Source organism: Mucilaginibacter sp. P5_A4, assembly GCF_056400605.1.
Genome location: NZ_JBFUKX010000005.1, coordinates 1 through 18,951, shown reverse-complemented (window position 1 = coordinate 18,951; position 18,951 = coordinate 1). Strand labels below are relative to the sequence as shown.

At 41.0% G+C, this 18,951-nt stretch carries 15 protein-coding genes, 1 tRNA gene and 1 pseudogene; 10 read left to right on the top strand and 7 right to left on the bottom strand.

Annotated elements, in window-relative coordinates; genetic code table 11:
* The first annotated feature begins 2 nt into the window (after positions 1-2).
* The 3 genes from AC1DQW_RS04870 to AC1DQW_RS04860 all read left to right on the top strand — a co-directional run bounded on the left by AC1DQW_RS04870 (position 3) and on the right by AC1DQW_RS04860 (position 3,567).
* The gene (locus AC1DQW_RS04870) at positions 3-1,499 is read left to right on the top strand and encodes a SusD/RagB family nutrient-binding outer membrane lipoprotein (protein WP_477453086.1); all 1,497 of its coding nucleotides are present in this window, start codon (positions 3-5) and stop codon (positions 1,497-1,499) included.
* A gap of 19 nt (positions 1,500-1,518) precedes the next feature.
* Complete coding sequence (locus AC1DQW_RS04865) at positions 1,519-2,367, top strand: BT_3987 domain-containing protein (protein WP_477453085.1); 849 nt, start codon at positions 1,519-1,521, stop codon at positions 2,365-2,367.
* A 243-nt stretch (positions 2,368-2,610) separates the two neighbouring features.
* Positions 2,611-3,567, top strand: a complete 957-nt coding sequence (locus AC1DQW_RS04860; protein ID WP_477453084.1) for a carboxypeptidase-like regulatory domain-containing protein — start codon at positions 2,611-2,613, stop codon at positions 3,565-3,567.
* Positions 3,568-3,621: 54 nt separating this feature from the next.
* Here AC1DQW_RS04860 and AC1DQW_RS04855 read toward each other — a convergent pair whose 3' ends face one another.
* Positions 3,622-4,029: a DoxX family protein gene (locus tag AC1DQW_RS04855; protein WP_477453083.1), complete on the bottom strand. Its 408-nt coding sequence runs from the start codon at positions 4,027-4,029 to the stop codon at positions 3,622-3,624.
* Positions 4,030-4,313: 284 nt separating this feature from the next.
* On the opposite strand from AC1DQW_RS04855, the pseudogene AC1DQW_RS04850 reads away from it, so the two are divergent.
* A pseudogene (locus tag AC1DQW_RS04850) lies at positions 4,314-4,940 on the top strand (IS5 family transposase); the annotation flags it as partial.
* A gap of 511 nt (positions 4,941-5,451) precedes the next feature.
* On the opposite strand, the gene AC1DQW_RS04845 reads toward AC1DQW_RS04850, so the two are convergent.
* On the bottom strand, positions 5,452-6,399 hold the full coding sequence (locus tag AC1DQW_RS04845; RefSeq protein WP_477453082.1) for a S66 peptidase family protein: 948 nt from the start codon (positions 6,397-6,399) through the stop codon (positions 5,452-5,454).
* A gap of 113 nt (positions 6,400-6,512) precedes the next feature.
* On the opposite strand from AC1DQW_RS04845, the gene metG reads away from it, so the two are divergent.
* From metG to AC1DQW_RS04825, 4 genes are all read left to right on the top strand, one after another.
* Positions 6,513-8,585: a methionine--tRNA ligase gene (gene metG / locus AC1DQW_RS04840; RefSeq protein ID WP_477453081.1), complete on the top strand. Its 2,073-nt coding sequence runs from the start codon at positions 6,513-6,515 to the stop codon at positions 8,583-8,585.
* Between the two features lie 122 nt (positions 8,586-8,707).
* A tRNA-Arg gene (locus AC1DQW_RS04835) sits at positions 8,708-8,779 on the top strand.
* Between the two features lie 248 nt (positions 8,780-9,027).
* Complete coding sequence (locus AC1DQW_RS04830; protein WP_477453080.1) at positions 9,028-10,245, top strand: tyrosine-type recombinase/integrase; 1,218 nt, start codon at positions 9,028-9,030, stop codon at positions 10,243-10,245.
* A gap of 554 nt (positions 10,246-10,799) precedes the next feature.
* Entirely contained in the window at positions 10,800-12,485 is a 1,686-nt protein-coding gene (locus AC1DQW_RS04825) for an RNA-binding domain-containing protein (RefSeq protein ID WP_477453079.1), read from the top strand.
* Positions 12,486-12,962: 477 nt separating this feature from the next.
* On the opposite strand, the gene AC1DQW_RS04820 is transcribed toward AC1DQW_RS04825, so the two are convergent.
* From AC1DQW_RS04820 to AC1DQW_RS04810, 3 genes are read right to left on the bottom strand one after another with little or no spacing between them, the layout of a single operon-like run.
* Complete coding sequence (locus AC1DQW_RS04820; RefSeq protein ID WP_477453078.1) at positions 12,963-13,565, bottom strand: hypothetical protein; 603 nt, start codon at positions 13,563-13,565, stop codon at positions 12,963-12,965.
* A 43-nt stretch (positions 13,566-13,608) separates the two neighbouring features.
* Positions 13,609-14,589, bottom strand: coding sequence for a relaxase/mobilization nuclease domain-containing protein (locus AC1DQW_RS04815; RefSeq protein WP_477453077.1), 981 nt, complete (start codon positions 14,587-14,589; stop codon positions 13,609-13,611).
* On the bottom strand, positions 14,579-14,956 hold the full coding sequence (locus AC1DQW_RS04810; protein ID WP_477453076.1) for a plasmid mobilization protein: 378 nt from the start codon (positions 14,954-14,956) through the stop codon (positions 14,579-14,581). The genes AC1DQW_RS04815 and AC1DQW_RS04810 overlap by 11 nt, the downstream gene beginning before the upstream one ends.
* 276 nt (positions 14,957-15,232) lie before the next feature.
* Between AC1DQW_RS04810 and AC1DQW_RS04805 the strand changes: the two genes are divergently transcribed.
* The gene (locus tag AC1DQW_RS04805) at positions 15,233-15,433 is read left to right on the top strand and encodes a hypothetical protein (RefSeq protein WP_477453075.1); all 201 of its coding nucleotides are present in this window, start codon (positions 15,233-15,235) and stop codon (positions 15,431-15,433) included.
* 74 nt (positions 15,434-15,507) lie between these two features.
* On the opposite strand, the gene AC1DQW_RS04800 is transcribed toward AC1DQW_RS04805, so the two are convergent.
* Both AC1DQW_RS04800 and AC1DQW_RS04795 read right to left on the bottom strand, forming a co-directional pair.
* Positions 15,508-15,774 carry a helix-turn-helix domain-containing protein gene (locus tag AC1DQW_RS04800; RefSeq protein ID WP_477453074.1) on the bottom strand — a complete coding sequence of 89 codons (267 nt, stop codon included), beginning with the start codon at positions 15,772-15,774 and terminating at the stop codon, positions 15,508-15,510.
* 266 nt (positions 15,775-16,040) lie between these two features.
* Positions 16,041-16,787: a hypothetical protein gene (locus AC1DQW_RS04795; RefSeq protein ID WP_477453073.1), complete on the bottom strand. Its 747-nt coding sequence runs from the start codon at positions 16,785-16,787 to the stop codon at positions 16,041-16,043.
* Positions 16,788-17,170: 383 nt separating this feature from the next.
* Between AC1DQW_RS04795 and AC1DQW_RS04790 the strand changes: the two genes are divergently transcribed.
* Positions 17,171-18,951: ligand-binding sensor domain-containing protein (locus AC1DQW_RS04790; protein ID WP_477453072.1), on the top strand; the 1,781-nt coding region annotated here is incomplete at its 3' end.

Below are 18,951 nucleotides of genomic sequence, written 5' to 3'. Positions count from 1 at the left end.
CAATGAAAAAGTATTTATCTATCATATTTGCAACGCTTACTATAGTGGGAAGCAGTTGTAAAAAAGATTACCTGGAGTTGTCAACTAACCCTAACCAGCCGGTAACAACAACGCCACAGCTGGCCTTAACCGGTGCATTAAAAACAACAGCCGATATCACCAATAACGTTGGTCCCGGTGGTTTAGGTGGCTATGTGATGTACGCCAACTGGATGGGCTACCTAAGCTGGAGCACAGGTTTCCAGGCAAACGTAGCGCTTGAGTCGTACCAGATCACCTCTGCATCTTATGATTCATGGACCCCGCTTTATCTTAACATAGCAAATTATAATGCGATGAAAGCTTCAACCACTCAGCCATATTACCAGGCGATTGCCGAAATCATGCTTGTATTTGACTACCAGGCATTGGTTGATAATTATAACAATGTTCCATATACAGAGGCATTACAGGGCACAAAAAACCTGAACCCTAAGTACGACAAAGGTTCGGCTATATATGATGACCTGCTAAAACGCATTGATGCAGCCATTGCAAGTATTCAAAACAACCAAAAGGCTGCGGTGCCTCCTGCTTCTCCTGGCGCTGAAGATATTATGTATCAGGGCGATATGACCAAATGGTTGAAATTTGCTAACACTATTAAATTAAGGATAGCATTACGCCAAAGTAATGTTACAGCAAAAACAGCGGCGTTAAAAGCAGCTGTAACGGCCACACAGAGCATAGGTTATATCGACGCTTCCAGTGCTGCTAAAGTAAATCCGGGTTATTTGAATAGTGACGCAACCGGTGGTCAGCAAAGCCCGCTTTGGAGAAACTATGGTACTACTCAAAACGGAGGTTCTCAGGCCAATAAAAACCAATACCAGGCTAATACTTATGGTGCAACAAAGCTTACACAAAATAGTGACGTTCGCGGTTTCGCAGTGTATTTACCTACCTCAACGGGTACCATCAGTTCAACCAGGTTTGGCGAAACACAACCGCCGACTGTTGCACCAAGTAAAGTTGGAACAGGTTTGCTAAAATCGGCAACTATGGATGCGGTTATCATGTCGGCATCTGAGGCCTTATTTTTACAGGCTGAAGGAGTAAAAAGCGGATACATTACAACCAGTGGTATCAGCGTAGCTACATTGTATAATGCTGGTATTTCAGCATCATACGCTGATCTTGGTTTAACTGAGGCGCAGGCAAACACGTACATCGCAGCTAACCCTTACCCGGCTGGCGTTTCAGACGCAGCTCAGGAACAGGCTATTATTAACGAGAAATGGAAAGCGCTTGCCATTTATGGAGCGTTTGAGGCATTCAATGAATTCCGCAGAACAGGCTATCCTAATGATATTCCATTGTCAATCTATCCGGGTGCAAACCCTCCAAACCAGGTAACACGCATTCCGTATCCATCTGTAGAATATCAAACCAACGCGGCTAACGTGGCCGGAGAGGGTACGATCTCTGTATTTACCTCTAAAATATTTTGGGCTAAATAACATTTAAAACAAAAAGAAAATGAAAACGAAATTATATATTAAAACAGCTTTTGTCGCGCTTGTTTCCATGGCGAGCCTAAGCTCATGCCTTAAGGATGATAAGCATTATGTGGATTTTGCAAGTGCTGTGCCATTAGTTGAGTTGCCATCTGCAACAGGTGTTGGGGCAAAAGGAGGGTTATTCCAGGCACTGGCCCTTGATATTTCTTCAACGCCAATTCCAATAAATTTACAAGTAAACCTGGCAGCGCCTAAAACACTGTCGTCTGCAATAACTGTAAAATTGGCTGTTGATCCTGCGGCATTAGCAGCATATAATAAAGCTAATAGTACTACTTATGAAATATTGCCGGCAGCTGTTTATAGTAGCACATTTACTGCAACTATACCCGCTAATCAAAACTCGGCTAACTTTGTGATCAACGTCAAATCAAATTTAATTGATGCATCAAGTACTAATTTTGTTTTACCGTTAACTATTGTTGATGGCGGTGGCCAGCAGATTAGTAATTTCAAAACTGTTTTATACAATGTGCAGGTTAAAAACCAATATGACGGTACTTATACCGCAAGTGGTTCAAGGATTCACCCTACTGCTGGTACATTCACCTTTAGCTACGACGTCGCTATGGGAACAGCAGGTGCAACATCAATTAGCGGAGGTGCTTTAGCAGATTTAAAGACGGATATAAAAATCACTGTTGCTCTTGATAATTCAGTAACCGTAACAAGTGTTAGCCAGCCAAGTGCTGCTAACATACCTGGACTTGTTAATAAGTATGACCCTGCAACGAAAACTTTTACGTTAAATTATTTCTATAATGCGGCTGCGCCACGTATTATTTCAGAAACGTTGAAACGCAAATAATAGCTTTAAAAGGTTTAAACTCTTAACGTCCCGATGATATCATCGGGACGTTTTTTTTGCCTTTTATGTAGTGGAAGGATGAGGATGCTGGTTTTTGCAATGCAGACTATTGAGCGTCGGGAATTTTTTTCCTTTGTTCATTATTATTGTATATGCTACAAATAAGTTACAATAAGTAGTAATGTTAAGTTTTATATTTATAAACCTTAAGTACATCAATAAGTAACACGAACAGCCGTATATATGCACAAAGTAATTCTTTTAGGTCTTATTATAATAAGCAAAATAACAATAGCGCAAACCACAGTATCAGTAAACGGTACAGTAACCGATCAAAAGGGCAAACCAATTCCCTTTGCTTTTATAAACGATTCGCAGCATCCTTATGCTACTTATTCTGATCCTAACGGTGCATTTAGCTTAATGGTCGATCCTGGGTCGAACCTAATAATAACCGCTAAATTTCACAATTTGGTAAGGGCCGGTCTTAATAACCTCGCTAATATTAAAGTTGTAATGACGGGGGATTCATCAAGTCAAACCACAATTATTAAAGCGTCTGCGGCAAATTTTTTTACGCGTGATGAAAGCATAGTTGACCATAACGTATCGATTAACAGGATAGGAACCGGGCAGGAAGGATTACACGGCAGTCGTTTTTTATTTGGCGACTGGGTGCACGGTTTTGCAATAACCCCCAAAGATTCAATAAAACAAGATGATGAGTACCTGTTTAATTACGATAAAGTTGGTGGAAATTTATTATTTACCCGTAATAAAACAACCGCGCTTTTAGTAGTTAAGCAAGAGATAAAGGGATTTACATTATATGATGAAAATGCGCAGCCCTATGTTTTTGAGGATGTGCAAGCTATTAATGCTAAACATTACGTGCAGGTACTTACCTCAGGCCCTAAATACAAAATATACAAAGACTTGTCAACAACTTTTATAAAAGCCAGTTTTAGTACCAACGGCATAACATCAAGCGGCAATAACTACGATGAATATAAAGATGAAAATGTTTACTATGTTGTAAAATTACCCGGAGGAGTGCCACAAAAGACGGAGCTTAAAAGTAAAGCGATAAAAGCGGCATTTACTACGGAGCCGGATAAGGTGAAAAAATTCTTCGCTGATAATGACAGCGATATTGATGAGAATTACCTGAGAAGTTTAGGTGAGTATATGAATCAGTAACTGGTGATAATAAAGGCCGGCCTTTGTAAAACGGAGGCCGGCTTTTTTGCGGGGTTACTTCTTATCCACACTATATTTCCCAGGGCCAATAAAAATAAGCCCTGCAAATACTATTGCATCTTCAATGGCGTGTGCCGCGTCTCCTAAATCGCCACCGCTGCCAAAATGAGTTAAGGTAGCAACAATAAGTGTAACCAACAATAGGATGCATGCCGGCCGGAAAGCAAGCCCTATTATAAGCAGAAAGCCGCCCAACAGTTCGGTTGCTGCTGCCAGGAATCCCCACACTACAGGTAAAAAATGAATGCCTGCATACTTCATTGATCCCCCTAAATGTTCCCAGCCTTTTACGCCGCCCATGAGTTTGGGATAGCCATGATAAATAAACATAATGCCTAAACCCACGCGGATGATTAATAGTCCCGTGTTTTTGTAATTGCCTAAATTGCCGAGTAGTGCCATATGTAATAATTGTTTTTAACTTATTTATTATTGATTAGAAGCTGTTTAAAAACGAATGAAATAAAAGAGTATGTGTTAAAAAGTGGGTAAAAAGGCCATCGCCAAATGGCCGAATAAGTACTAATTGTGAATAACCACAAACTCAATTAGTATGACAAATTATCCGAGCAATTTAAGCGATGGCCAATGGCAAGTTATATCAAAATATTTCGATTCGCAACGCAGCCGGAAAATATGACTTGCGTGAAATCGTAAACGCGATCTTATAATTAGTAAAAACGGGCTGCCAATGGCGGATGCTTCCGAAAGATTTTGCCCCCTGGCAGCTGGTATATTATTACTTTAACACATGGAAAAGGCAGGAGGTTTTTGAAGTAATTCAGGAAAGTCTGGTTCAAAAGACGAGGGTAAAGCAAGGCAAAAAAGAACAGCCGACGGTAGGCATAATTGATGCCCAATCCGTCAAATCAACGCTTGTAAGCAGTGAAAGCAGGGGATTTGATGCAGGAAAAAGAATAAAAGGGATTAAACGCCACATTATAGTGGATACACTTGGGATGATTCTGGCAGTCGTTGTTCAAGGAGCTTCAGTACAAGACAGAGACGGAGCGACGGAGGTGATCTCCAAGCTATGTGAAACATGGAACGGTGTCATCAAAATATTTGCTGTTAATGGTTACCGGGGTGCATTAATTGATAAAGTAAAGAAGATGTTCAAAATAGTTTTTGAGGTAATTAAAAGAAGCGAATTACACATCTTTAAAGTACTTCCAAAACGATGGATTGCAGAGCGAACATTTGCCTGGATAGATACAAATCGAAGAACCGCTAAAAATTATGAGCGATTCAACTCCACAAGTGTAGCTATCGTTCATTTATCCGCCATAAGAATTATGTTGAACCGTTTTTAAACAGCCTCTAAGTGCCATTAAACTATAGATTTTTGATTTATACCTTTTGTGGTTCTTAAATTGAGGCTAAAATTTGCCGGATTTGTGAGATGGGCGGATGATAAGTTTCTAATTAATCCGGCTCTATATATCCCGATATAAATTGATTTTTCTTCAAAAAAGTGTATTTATAGTGAAGACAGGAACACTATATAGAAATTAATTAGCAAAGAAAAAAGAAGTAAATCACTTTGCGTCTTAGCGTCTTTGCGAGAGATAAATTCAGATCTCGAACTACAGTCCGTCAGCTTTATTTTAATCACAAGTTAATATTGGGGTTTATAATGTTGATTATCAGTCGCATAAGTGTTCCGGTCTTTGTTGATTTTTACAATGCGTAAGTTGTTGATAATCAGCCATAATGCGTTCCAAAGCGTTCGGGGTGTTCCACTGCGCTCAAATGGAACACTTAATAAATCAAATTTAAACAGACTCTTAGATCTGTTGATTATTTCACTCTGAAAATACGGATTCAGACAAACTGAGCACTTACCTGTTGTTCCTGTACGTTTAAACTAATATTTCGCCCCAATATTAAACTGCAATTATCGGGGATATGTCCGGCCGGGAAATCAAAGCAAACGGGATAGTCATATTGTTGTACGATATCCATAATTATACCAGGTACAGTTTGTCCAAATGGGATGTCGTTATCCTTTATATCGGTAAAGCCTCCTACAATTAAACCTGCAAGGCTTTTAAGTTTGTCGGCCCTATCCAGGCAGCGCAGCATCCTGTCTACACTATACAGATACTCCCCTACATCCTCAATAAATAATATTTTGCCGGTATAGTCAATATCCGATACAGAGCCGGAGATAGCTACCAGCAACGATAAATTACCACCAACCAGTATCCCCTTACCCTCGCCCACGCGATTTTGAGTATGCGAAGTAAATTGATAACTTAAATTCTCGCCGAATAAGGCTTTACGCAAAGTATCCAATGAGCGGTTTGATGCATCGGGAATATTTACAGGCATTTGCCCATGTATGGTTTGCGCCTGGTAGTTTGCAAACAGGTGTGCATGTAGCACAGTAATGTCGCTAAAGCCGATAATCCATTTAGGGGTTAGGGCAAACGCGCTAAAGTTAACCCTGTCAATGACCCTGATAGTTCCATAGCCGCCGCGGGCCGCTATAATAGCCTTTATGGTATCATCATCGATAAAACGCTGCAGATCTTTCGCCCTTAACTCATCATCGCCGGCAAACTGGTGATATGATGCATCAACGGTTTCGCCCAATACAACCTCTAATCCCCATGATTGTAAAAGTACGATGGCATCTGTCATTGGCCCGGGCAACTTTTTTGCAGGGCAGGTGATAGCTATTTTATCTCCTTTTTTTAAATAGCTTGGGAGCCTGGAAGCAGGGGGAACCGAACGACCGGAAGAAACTGTATGAGCGGGATTATCCATAGGTCAATAATAATAATTTTTTTTTCGCATCTGTATTTCGGACTTCACTGTATCCGGGCTTTTCCAACTTAAATAATTTATCTTTGCCAATTATTTATAACGCCTCTTTATTAATGTCAGAACTCAACAAATATAAAAGATATACGGTTACATCGGCTTTACCTTATGCCAACGGTCCACTGCATATTGGTCATCTTGCGGGCGCTTACCTGCCTGCCGATATTTTTGTGCGGCATTTAAGGCTCAAAAAAAAGGATGTATTATATGTTTGCGGCTCAGATGAGCATGGTGCAGCTATTACCATAAAGGCTAAAAAGGAGGGCACAACCCCGCAAGCTATTATTGATAAGTACCATACGCAGATAAAAGAAAGTTTTGAAGAGTTTGGGATAGCCTTTGATATTTATCACCGCACCTCGTCTCCAATACATCATGATCTTTCGCAGGAGTTTTTTCTGAATTTGTATGAAAAGGATGAGTTCATCGAAAAAATGAGCGAACAGTACTACGACGAGGATTATCAGCAATTTTTGGCCGACCGGTACATCATCGGGACCTGCCCGAATTGCCATAATGAGAATGCGTATGGTGATCAGTGCGAAAGGTGCGGTACATCACTAAATCCTACCGACCTGATTAACCCGGTATCAACCTTAAGTGGCAAAGCGCCTGTATTAAAGCCAACCAAACATTGGTACCTTCCGCTTGATAAATACCAACCCTGGCTGGAGCAATGGATAGATACCAAAGAAGGCAGCTGGAAAACAAACGTGTTTGGTCAATGTAAATCATGGCTTAAATCGGGCCTGCAACCCCGCTCCATGACGCGCGACCTGGATTGGGGAATAGATGTACCCCTGGAAGAAGCTAAGGGCAAGAAACTATACGTTTGGATGGATGCACCAATAGGATACATCTCTGCCACCAAACAATGGGCTATTGACAACAATAAAGATTGGAAACTATACTGGAAAAAACAAGCCGATGAGCAGGATAATGCTTGTTTGCTGCACTTTATTGGTAAAGATAATATTGTATTTCACTGTATTATTTTCCCATCTATATTGCATGCTCACGGTGAATATATTTTACCACAAAATGTACCTGCCAATGAGTTTTTAAATTTAGAGGGCGATAAACTTTCTACTTCACGTAACCATGCTGTTTGGTTGCATGAGTACCTGGAAGAATTCCCTGGCAAGCAGGACGAACTGCGTTATGTACTTACCTCTATATTGCCCGAAACCAGCGACAGTGAATTTACCTGGAAAGACTACCAGGCCCGTATCAATAACGAACTGGTAGCTATACTTGGCAACTTTGTAAACCGGGTGATGATACTGATGCATAAATTTTACAATGGTAAAATTGAAGGCACTACTGATAAAATTGAGCTTAACGACGAATACCTTAATACTGAAATAGGTATTTGTTATGACGAGATAGAGAAAAACCTGGAGGCATACCGCTATCGCCAGGCCCTACAGGCGGTAATGGATATAGCCCGCCTTGGCAATCGCTATTTAACAGAAAAAGAACCCTGGAAAACTATTAAAACCAATCCTGAGGATGCTAAGCAGACCCTGCATAACTGTTTGCTCATCATAGGTCATTTAACTACTGCAGCGCAGGCGTTTTTACCGGCAACCGCTAAAAAAATCATAGCTATGCTTAACTGGCCAAATGAAGTTATTACTTACGACCAGGAATTTTTTTTTAATAATGGGCACCAGCTAAACCCATCTTCGTTGTTGTTTGAGAAGATAGAGGACGAGGTAATAGAATATCAACTGCAAAAGTTGCAGGCTAAAAAGGCAGCTGCAACTCCGCTCCAAAGTATTGATATGCAACCCGCAAAGGACAATATCAATTATGATATTTTTGCCGCAATGGATATCCGCACCGGAACTATCCAGGCTGCCGAAAAAGTTGCCAAAACCAAAAAGCTGCTAAAGCTGACCATTGATACTGGCATCGATGAGCGCACGGTAGTATCGGGCATCGCGGAATATTATGAGCCGGAGGCAATCATTGGTCAAAAGGTAAGCATCCTGGTAAACCTGGAACCGCGTGAGATTAAGGGCATCCTATCACAAGGAATGATCCTGATGGCTGAGAACAGTGAAGGGAAACTAAGCTTTGTAGCACCGATAGATGATTTTCATAACGGGGCAGTAATTAGGTAGATGTGCACATTACGGATGTGCAGATTTTTGCCGATAAAAATTTGCTGTTAAGGCATGTGATTTTTCATTGATAATTTGCACCTTTGCAAGCTGATTGAGGTTTTGCCTTTATCAGCCATAATGGTCCCGTAGTTCAACGGATAGAATAGGAGTTTCCTAAACTCTAGATATGAGTTCGATTCTCGTCGGGACCACTGAAAATAGTATTAAAATGATATAAAAGCCTGCAAATCAAATGATTGCAGGCTTTTGTTTTATGGTCAAAACACCAAAAAATGCACTGATTTTTAACAAAAAGGTGTCAAATTCGGTGAGTACCTCCAGAACAAATCTCTACTCACCGAATATGTCGTAATTAATTGATATTCAATATGTTCAAAAGATGAACATCTTGATGGAAGATGCTCGCAAACTTACTTTTGATCATTTAAAGTACGTTGTTATGAAAAGTAATTTCCATCTGCTTTTTTACTTAAGGAAGCAAAAAAACTACAAAGAAGGCGCTGCTGCCATTTATATGCGGATCACCGTTGACGGTAAAAGGTCAGAATTTTCTGCCGGAAGGGAGTGTGATCCATCCCGTTGGAATAGCCATTCCGGGCGAGGAATTGGCACTAAAGAAGATATAAGGGCGCTGAACAGCTATCTGGATATCTTACACACCAAAGTAAATAGTGCTCATCAGCAATTGCTGATTGCAGGTGAAGCGATCACTGCGGATAAATTGCGTAATCAATTTATAGGACGGGCTGAAAAGCGCTACCACGTGGTGGCATTATTTAGTGAGCACAACGATCAGGTAAAAGCATTGATCGGAAATGGATTTGAAGAGAATACGTTAAAAAGCTACCGTAGCTCTTTTAAGCACCTCGCTGAATTTGTAAAGTATAAATATGGTGTTGCAGATGTTGACATTAAAAGTCTGAATCATGCCTTTATACTCAATTACGAGTTTTATCTAAAGACCACCTGTAAATGCAGCGGCGTTTCCGCTGCCAAATATATCAAACACCTTAGAAAAATTGTCAACAACTGCTTAAACAACAAGTGGCTCGTTGAGAATCCTTTTATTAATTACCGCTCAAAAGCGAAAGCTAAGGAAAAAGAGTTTTTAACTGAGGATGAACTGGAGAAAATAGCGAATAAGGAGCTGACCATTGACCGTCTGATCCAGGTTCGGGATACTTTCGTTTTCTGCTGCTATACGGGCCTGGCTTATGCTGATGTCCAAAAATTACAGCGCCATCAGATTGCGAAAGGCGTTGATGGCGAACAATGGATTTTTACGAACAGAAAGAAAACGGATACTGCATCAAGAATACCTTTGTTAGCTGCGGCTGAAGATATCGTAAAAAGGTACGCCGATCATCCGCAATGCATAAATAAGAATCTTGTGTTACCGGTATTAAGTAACCAAAGAATGAACAGTTATCTAAAAGAGATCGCGGACGTTTGTGGTATAAGCAAACTATTGACCTTTCACATGGCCCGGCATACTTTCGCTACGACGGTTACATTAGCCAATGGCGTGCCCATAGAGAGTGTAAGCAAAATGCTTGGACACACCAGTATAAAAACGACTCAACACTATGCTAAGGTACTTGATATCAAGGTAGGCTCAGACATGGCCATGTTGCGGAAGAAGTATAAGCCCGCCTGATTCTAATCTTTCAATATTCAATAGCTTATTTCGCCGTTTCTATTTCCCTTGAATAGAAACGGTTTAATTATTTAACCATGCCTAAAAAAACAATATATATATTGATTTAATGATCCATTTCGGCTTCGAGAGGATTTTCGGTATTGTCCTAAACGTGATTTACTAATTGAATTCATTAACGAGGTGTTCAAGGGAAAAGCACATTGTTGATCCGGTGGTATACAAAAGGCAGAATATACCGGCGATACGATCTATTAAGGTAATGCGATCTTTGATTTACTTGTACCGGGATTGCTGGCGCGAGTTTTATTATAAAGGTGCAATGGGGTAAACAGGAAAACTTTAAACAATGTGCTTGATTATATACCAGTCGGGTGATCCGCGGCAGGCACCGAAAGGTAACCGGTTTGAATGGACTTACAATACCTCTGAAGGGTACCTTGCTGACTTACTTTAAAAAATTATATTTTGTGTTTGAGTAATCTTTGAGCAAATATGGGTCTTTTCATAAATGTAGCTTTTAACGTAACTTTGGATACAGTACAATAAAAATAATGGATCAAAAATCGCTTCAAGTAAAGTTTGCGGAATTAATTGCACTTCCAGCCGAAACCGAGACCGTCGAATTTAAAGAAGCGAAGAATACCTATGATCTAACTAAGCTTGGTAAATATTTCTCAGCGCTTTCCAATGAAGCCAACCTTAACGGCAGAGCTGATGCCTGGTTTATCATGGGAGTTAAAAATGATCAGACCGTTGTAGGAACAGCTTTTCGACCCGGCCGAAAAGATTTGGACAGTCTTAAAGGGGAGATTGCTAATAAAACGAGTAATCGGATTACTTTCATGGAAATCCATGAAGTTTTTTTACCTGAAGGACGAGTGTTGATGTTTCAAATCCCACCAGCGCCCAGAGGGTTGCCGGTAAGTTTCGACGGTCACTATTACGGCAGGGACGGCGAAGAATTAGTGCCTTTGAATATAGAAGAGATTGAGCGTATCCGTACACAACGCAACAGCGAGGATTGGAGTGCAGGTATTATTAAAGAAGCGATTATTGCAGATCTTGATCCTGAAGCAATAAAAATTGCAAGGGAAAACTATAGAAGCAAGTTTCCGGATAAAGCTGAAGAAATTGACACCTGGAATGATGTTACTTTTCTAAATAAAGCAAAAATAACGATCAAGGATAAAATTACCAGGACAGCGCTCATTCTTTTAGGGCGTGAAGAATCCGAACACTTTTTAAGCCCTGCAGAGATCAAGATCAGGTGGGTGCTGAAAGACACCCACAATACAGACAAGGATTACGAAATATTTAATTGCCCACTACTGCTGGCTGTAGACAAGGTATATGCCAAGATAAGGAACCTCAAATATCGATATATTACAGAGACGACTTTATTTCCCGAAGAAACTTTACGTTACGAACCTTATAGTATCCGGGAAGCATTAAACAATTGTATTGCTCACCAGGATTATACATTAGGTGGAAGAATTAATGTAGTGGAGATTGAGGACGAAGCTCTGATATTCACTAATTATGGTTCTTTTATTCCCGGTTCTGTAGAACGCGTTGTGAAGGACGATGCACCTGAAGAACATTACCGTAATAAGTTTTTAGCAACCGCTATGTTCAATTTGAAGATGGTGGATACGGCAGGAGGAGGTATCAAGAAAATCTTTAACTTCCAAAGGCAACGATTGTTCCCATTACCTGATTATGATTTAACTGGTGGTAAAGTTAAAGTGACTTTGGCTGGTAAAGTTTTAGATATGGATTTCGCTAGGGTATTGGCACGTCATAAAGACCTCACTTTAGATGAGATTATCCTGTTGGATAAAGTTCAAAAAAGGAAGAAACTTACGCCGGTAGAGGAAAAGCACCTTCGGATGAAGAAGTTAATAGAAGGAAGAAAACCTAATTATTACATTTCACTTGATGTCGCCAGTCAAACAGGGCAAAAAGCGGAATATTCTAAAAATAGGGCTTTAGATAAAGCCTATTACATTGATCTTGTCAAGAAATCAATTCATCAACATGGACATTTGGAACGGAAGGATATAGATGAATTGTTGTGGACGAAGTTACCGGATTGGATGAATGAACATCAGAAAAAAATTAAAATAAACAATCTGATATCAGAGATGCGAAAGAAAGGATCGATTTGGAATGAAGGAAGTGATTCCAAGCCACAGTGGAAGCTGGGGAAGGAGGAAAGAAAAAGATCAAAAGAATAGTTGTTATAAAAGAGTTCTAATTAACGATGTTAATTAGAGTTTAATTAGAGATATTAGTAATTCTAAGTATAAATAGCAGGCTATTTAATTAGAGTTAATTAGAGGTTGAGAAAAAGTAGAGTTATTTAAACAGTCGAAAGGTTTATAAGTTATCTTTTATTACAGCCACACCCAGTCATTGCATCGCTTAAACACCTGTAGCTTAAAGTAGGAAAACGGTCAAGGGCGGGGCAAGCCAATAAAAAAACAAACAACCCTGCCCCGTTCATATACCCTTTACCGTTTTCCTGCGTGAGCTAATTTTGTGGCCGCGGTGCTGTGACTAACCGCTAACCCGCGGGCGGGAAAGGCCGGTGTGTAAGAGGAACGAATACACTCCGGCATGTGCGGCAGCGAGGCTGGTGGCGGAATGAAACCCGGAGCGCAGCGCGTGGTGAAATGCAGCCACCTGCCGCAGCTGAATGGCTTTCATTGATATCACCTGCCCGACTTTACCTTCTCCAAATTCTCTTTAGCTTCTTTCTGTTCTCTTTCAGCCTGTTCGGCAATCGCTTTTGCTGCTGCGATAGCTTGTTGCTTCTCCATTGCCTTCGCTGCCTTTGCCGAGAAGCCATCCGGATCCCTCTTTAATTTAGATAGCACACTGTCTGCTGTTGCAGGATATATTGCCCTCACTAACCAAAAATTATAAGCTTCGCTGTTTAGCCGGTCATTTTGGTGGTTAAGGTATAAAGCTGTTCCAATAGATCCTGCCATTGCTATAAAAGCAACTACAGTCCCTATAATCAAGCTTTTCGACCATCGTCCGAAATGATGGCTGGTTTTAACTCCAATGACTTTGGGAACAGTCGCTACCAGTTTTTTTACCTCATCTATCTGCTGCTGGATCTTTTGGTCGTCATATCTCTTATTTGATTGCTCTATCCGGGATGCGATCCTATCCAGTGTTTCCTTATATTGCTGTAAAAAGGTATTTAAAAATCCCGGCATTTCGGTTTCTATGATCGTCATTCTTCCGATAAAGCCCTGAATCAACTCTTCCAGCATCGTTACTTTTTCTTCTAAATCTTCCTGTTGCATAACACCTGATTTAATTGTTTAACACTCACATTAATTAATCATTTTACCTGCTTATTACCTGGGACTGGAAATGTTCCGCGTCATGCTTCTTTCTTTTCCTGCGGGCTATATCCGCATCGCCCATTGGATCTGGAGGCGCTGCTGTAAATTGAGGTTCCAGCAAGGTTGCCAATAGCCCTTTACCGCCATCGGGGCTACGCGCGTGTTCAGCCATAACACTTTGCTGAATTGCATCCCGTAACTGGATGGCCAATGATGACTGATTAGCTTCTCTTGCTGTGTGGAACTGTTGAACTTGCAGGTTCCGGTTCAAAGCCACACCTAATTTGCTATAGCTTAAACTCCGGTCAATTGACGATCCTTTCATTTTGATATCCCCTTTCTGAAAAGAAATACCCTGTACATCCTGTGTACCGCTACGGAATTTGTAATCTATTGTGATACCCTGCTTTTGCAATGCAGCTTCCAACTGCTTCCAGCTTACGGAATGTTTAACCGCCGCTTTAATCGCATCAAACAATTCATACCTGACCTTTTCCTTACCCCGTAATGCCTGTCGGTTGACCAAATTTTTTCCCTCCCCCAAATGATATCCATACTTCAAGGTAATTTCCTTACAAGCTTTGACATTCTTTGCAAAGTTGTTTTTATCAGTAATCGTCTTTCCATTATTATCTACCCGGTTATAGACCAGATGCAGGTGAGGGTGTTCCCTGTCGCTATGGCGAACGATTACATACTGGGTATTTCGGATACCTACTTTTGCCATATACTCTTTTGCCCGCTCCGCCATGATCTCATCACTCAGCTTGGATAGATCTTCCTTACTCCAGCTAAGTACTAAATGCCCGACCGCTTTACCTAACTCCGGCCGCATCTTTCGCTGGAGATTAAAATCTTTTATAAGCGTGTTTGCATCCTGTATCCGCACGCCTTCGGCAGAAAGGATTTTTGCCTCCTGTTTATTGACCACGTAACGGATACAGCCGCCAAAACTTCTCCCGGTTATCGGCTTACCCATCATGGCTATTAAGTTTGGTTAATAACTCATCGATCTGCTGAAGCATAGCCTGGCATTTCAATCCCAGTGAAAATAATCCCGCCACATGGGCGAGGTGGGTCAACTGGTTCAGGTTATTGGCAAGCCCTGCCAGCATCCTGAACCAGCTACTTTCTTCTACGGTAAATCGCGGGAAAACCTTTGCACTTTTGGCAGCACGACGAAACCATTCACTGGATTTCAGCCCAGCTTTTTTTGCCCGTCCTTCGATCAAAATCCGCTCTGTTGGCGTTAGCCTCACCATCAGGAAATCGCTTCGGCTGACCGTTTTTTTCGGTCTGCCGGGCAATCGCCTTTTTTGTGTTTTATCGTTTTCAATTAATCCTGTCATAAAAAAAATCCCTTAAAACCCTCCTCAAAATCGACCAACGGGAGCGAGTTCCGGATCACCCCAACGGGGTCGATCCGGGTTTTTGTGTAGCAAAAACATTAACTCGCTCCTTTCTGGTCGTAGAATTGTCCCCTGATATATACAGCTATCTGTATATGGGCTGCATACCGCAGGCGGTATGCAGTTTCCCGGTTTCGCAAAGCGAAGCTTTGCGCGGATTCGTCCGCCATACCGCCGCTAACTGTCTACGGTTTCTGGCCAGTAAACTAGACTACCATGCTTTGGATGATAGGATGGTTGATAACGGATATAACCAAACTCATCCAGTTCCCGGATGCACTTATGATATGTCGCTATCGAAGCGACTTTGGAAAACGCCATGAGCGTTTTCCGGGTCACAGTGAACGGGCTTACAAAACCATTACGCTGCCAGCAAACAAACAGGCCCGTGAACAAACTGAGATGCGTTGGCAGTAAGCGGTTGTCCTTTTCCATGCGTCTGACCAGGTTTGTGTATCCCGCCAATTCTCTAAAAATTTCCTTCTGCAACTTCATTTGTCCTCACCCTCCAAGATCTTGTTGATGTCTTCCAGTTTGTAGTACATAATGCTGCCAACTTTGGAAAAACGTAGTGTCCCATTGATCCGCAGGTTTTGCAGGGTGCCGGGCGAAATGCCCAGCAGCTTTCTTACCTCCGCACTCTTCAGCCATTTTTTAGATTGTCCATGTCCCGGCTGTAACAGTTGTTTGATCTCTGTCAATAACTCCCCTTTAAAGTCCCTTAAATCCTCCTTGGTGATCAATTCGATTGCTGTCATTTTAATATATTTTTTTCGTGAATAATTCTTGCCCAAATTTGGGCAAGCCCTATTTTATTGCTTGGGGACTTTAATAGGGTGACCCCCAATTTTTGTTTATTTCATCTTGTTTAGTTTTGCATGGCGATGCCCTCCTTTCTTTATTAAACCCGTTCAGCGGAACAATAAAATACCAGCCACTGAATACAATGGTTCAAAAGTGAGGGCTAAAACAGCAAAATGAATGACCATTGGAGGCGTTTGGTCACGAATGAAAAGACAAAAGCCTATTTCTTAGGCTTTTGAATAACTTTGAAGAGTTTATCTTTTTCGCTGATGATCGTGTATTTCGGCGGCGGGTTATCCTTGTCGGCCGGGAAATAATTCTGGGCGGTGCCGATTGCTATGGGTTTATCACCATTGAGAAAGTGCTTGGCGATCAGTTTATACCAAGGACTTGCCGTTTGGCTGTTCACCAGCTTATTGCCATTCGGCAATTTCAAATCCCTCACCTGATCAATCAGGTCAATGAACACCGGCAGACCATCCTTACTGATGACGATCTTTTCACCGGCTTCATATTTAACGTATTCTTTAACCTGGTTCTCTAGTTCTTTGATTCTTGCTTCTAACTGGTCAATCTGTTTATTTTTATCAGCGATGACTGATTCCAAGGGCTGTGTTTTGTGCCACTGATCAATACTTTCCAAGTATGCCAGAAACGCTTCCAGTTTGGCGGTAAATTTCAATCCCTGAGCAGATGGCTTAAGGCCTTTGTAGAATTTAATCCTGGTATTTACAATATCATAAACATGATCGAAAAAAGCCTCTTCCTGTCCGACGTTCCCCTTAAGGTAATGATTTAACTGGTAATTGTAAAACGTAGCGTACTCATCTTTTTTGATCTTATAAATCTTATTGACAAAGAAATTTAAACCGAAAACTCTGTCTGTAAATATCGGCCAGCCGATATCGTAACGATGAGGGTTTAACTCAAACCGGCCGCGGAATTTGAAATAAGTGTCTGAAGGCATACAACAATATTTCTTGATAAACGAGTTACCATAGTTTTAGTTTATATGACTGAGAGAATATGGAATTTGCTTTCATAAATAACTGATTCGAGCCCAGTCTCGGACCCCTTTTCTAAAAAGCCTTTTTACAGCGATAAAAGGGCTTTTTTTATGCCCTCAAGCAGATTTTCGATGAAAAGACAGCAGTAAGTTCAGGCATGGTCCGTACCATAGCATGGCAACCCGTTTGCTTCAGAAATTGGTTATTTATATTTTGGTGATGAGATAAGGAATTGCCACTTTTATCTCTTTAATTACGATTTTATCTTACTTTTATGCTATCTTAGAGTACCGGCTTGCTAAAGGGCCAGGTTCCCGATTTCGAAGATCTCAACTAAATTTTAATGCGTTTAAAACTTTATATTGTTGTTTCAGTGTTGTTTTTTGCTTACACGAACAATTTTGCGCAAGGCAATCAATACCGGTTTTCGCACCTTGATATAAGTAACGGGCTGTCGCACAATCAGGTCACCAGCATTTTTAAGGATTCTGAGGGGTTTATGTGGTTTGGTACTTCTTTAGGTCTTAACAGATATGACGGTTATAGCTTTAAAGTATTCAGGCACGACGCAAATAATAAGAATTCTATTAATTTCGATTATATAAGAAGTATTTTTGAAGGGCCTGACAAAAAATTATGGATATCAACCACCACCGGCTTCTGTTTCTATGATCCGGAAACCGAGCGGTTTAATAATGATATGTCATTATTGTCACGTCCTTTGAAGCTACCCGTTAATGATCCTCAAAAAATTGAACGCAGCAGCGCTGCAGACTTTTGGTTTTTATATGCCGATTCGGGCATTTACAGATATAACGCCATAAGCAAAAAGACGACGCGTTATTTTCATAGTGTTAACGGGGTTCCCTCGTTATACCCAGGTTCCATTGCAGATATCACCTCTGACGTTAAAGGCAATATTTGGATAGTTTATACTGACGGAATGGTGGAGATGCTTGATGTTAAACTTAACACGATCAGCTATCGCACCGGCATATTTAACAAGGTAACTAATAATAAGAAAGATCGTTATACACTGCTCGTCGACCGCGATGGTGATTTATGGTTTTACTTGCCGTACAATGATTTGGGCCTATCTTATTACCAGCCGTCAACAGGGACTTTCAGGCATATTGATAAAGAATCACCCGGGATAAAGTTAAAAACGAACCTTATTACCAACATTGTTCAGGCTAATGATGGCTTAATATGGATCGCGACTGACCATGGGGGGGTAAATGTGCTGGATAAAAAGAATTGGACAATCACCTATCTGCTAAATAAGGGAGATGACCCTACCTCATTAAGGCAAAACACCGCAACACTCTATAAGGATAACTTAGGTATTATATGGGCCGGTACTAATAAAAAGGGAATAAGTTATTATCATAAAAATATTATCAAGTTCCCGCTTTTCAGGCATTTAGAYTCTGATCCGGCTAGTTTAARGTTTAACGATATCAATAAATTTGTAGAAGATAAACTGGGGAATTTATGGATCGGCACCAATGGCGGCGGCCTCATTTATTTTAATCGCAAAACGGGCGTATACACCCAATACAAAAACAATCCTAACGAYAGCAACAGCTTRTCRAGCGATATAATTATTAGCCTTTGTATAGATCATGACCAAAAATTATGGATAGGTACCTATTTTGGCGGTTTGGATTGCTTTGACGGGAAAACGTTTAGCCATTAYAAACACAACGATAACGTGGCCACCAGTATTGCAGATAACCGGGTATTTAGCATTTTGGAAGACTCGTCTCACCGTTTGTGGATAGGAACGCTTTTTGGGGGGCTCGAAATTTTCGACCGTGAAAAAAAAATATTTTACCACCCATTAACGAAGGCTGATATCAGTTCTACCATCATATTCTCCATCTTCGAGGATAAACATGGCAATATCTGGATAGGGGGAGGATGGGTGGTAGATGTTATATGGAAAGACGGCCGGCGGGCAAGCCACTATACCGCAAAAGATGGTTTAATTGACAATGAAATAAGCAATATCAATGAGGATAGCCGGGGTTTGATATGGATAGTGGCCGGGGGCGGATTGTGTGTGGTGAATCGCAAAACAAACACTATTATCTCGCTGACAAAAAAAAGCGGGCTCCCGGC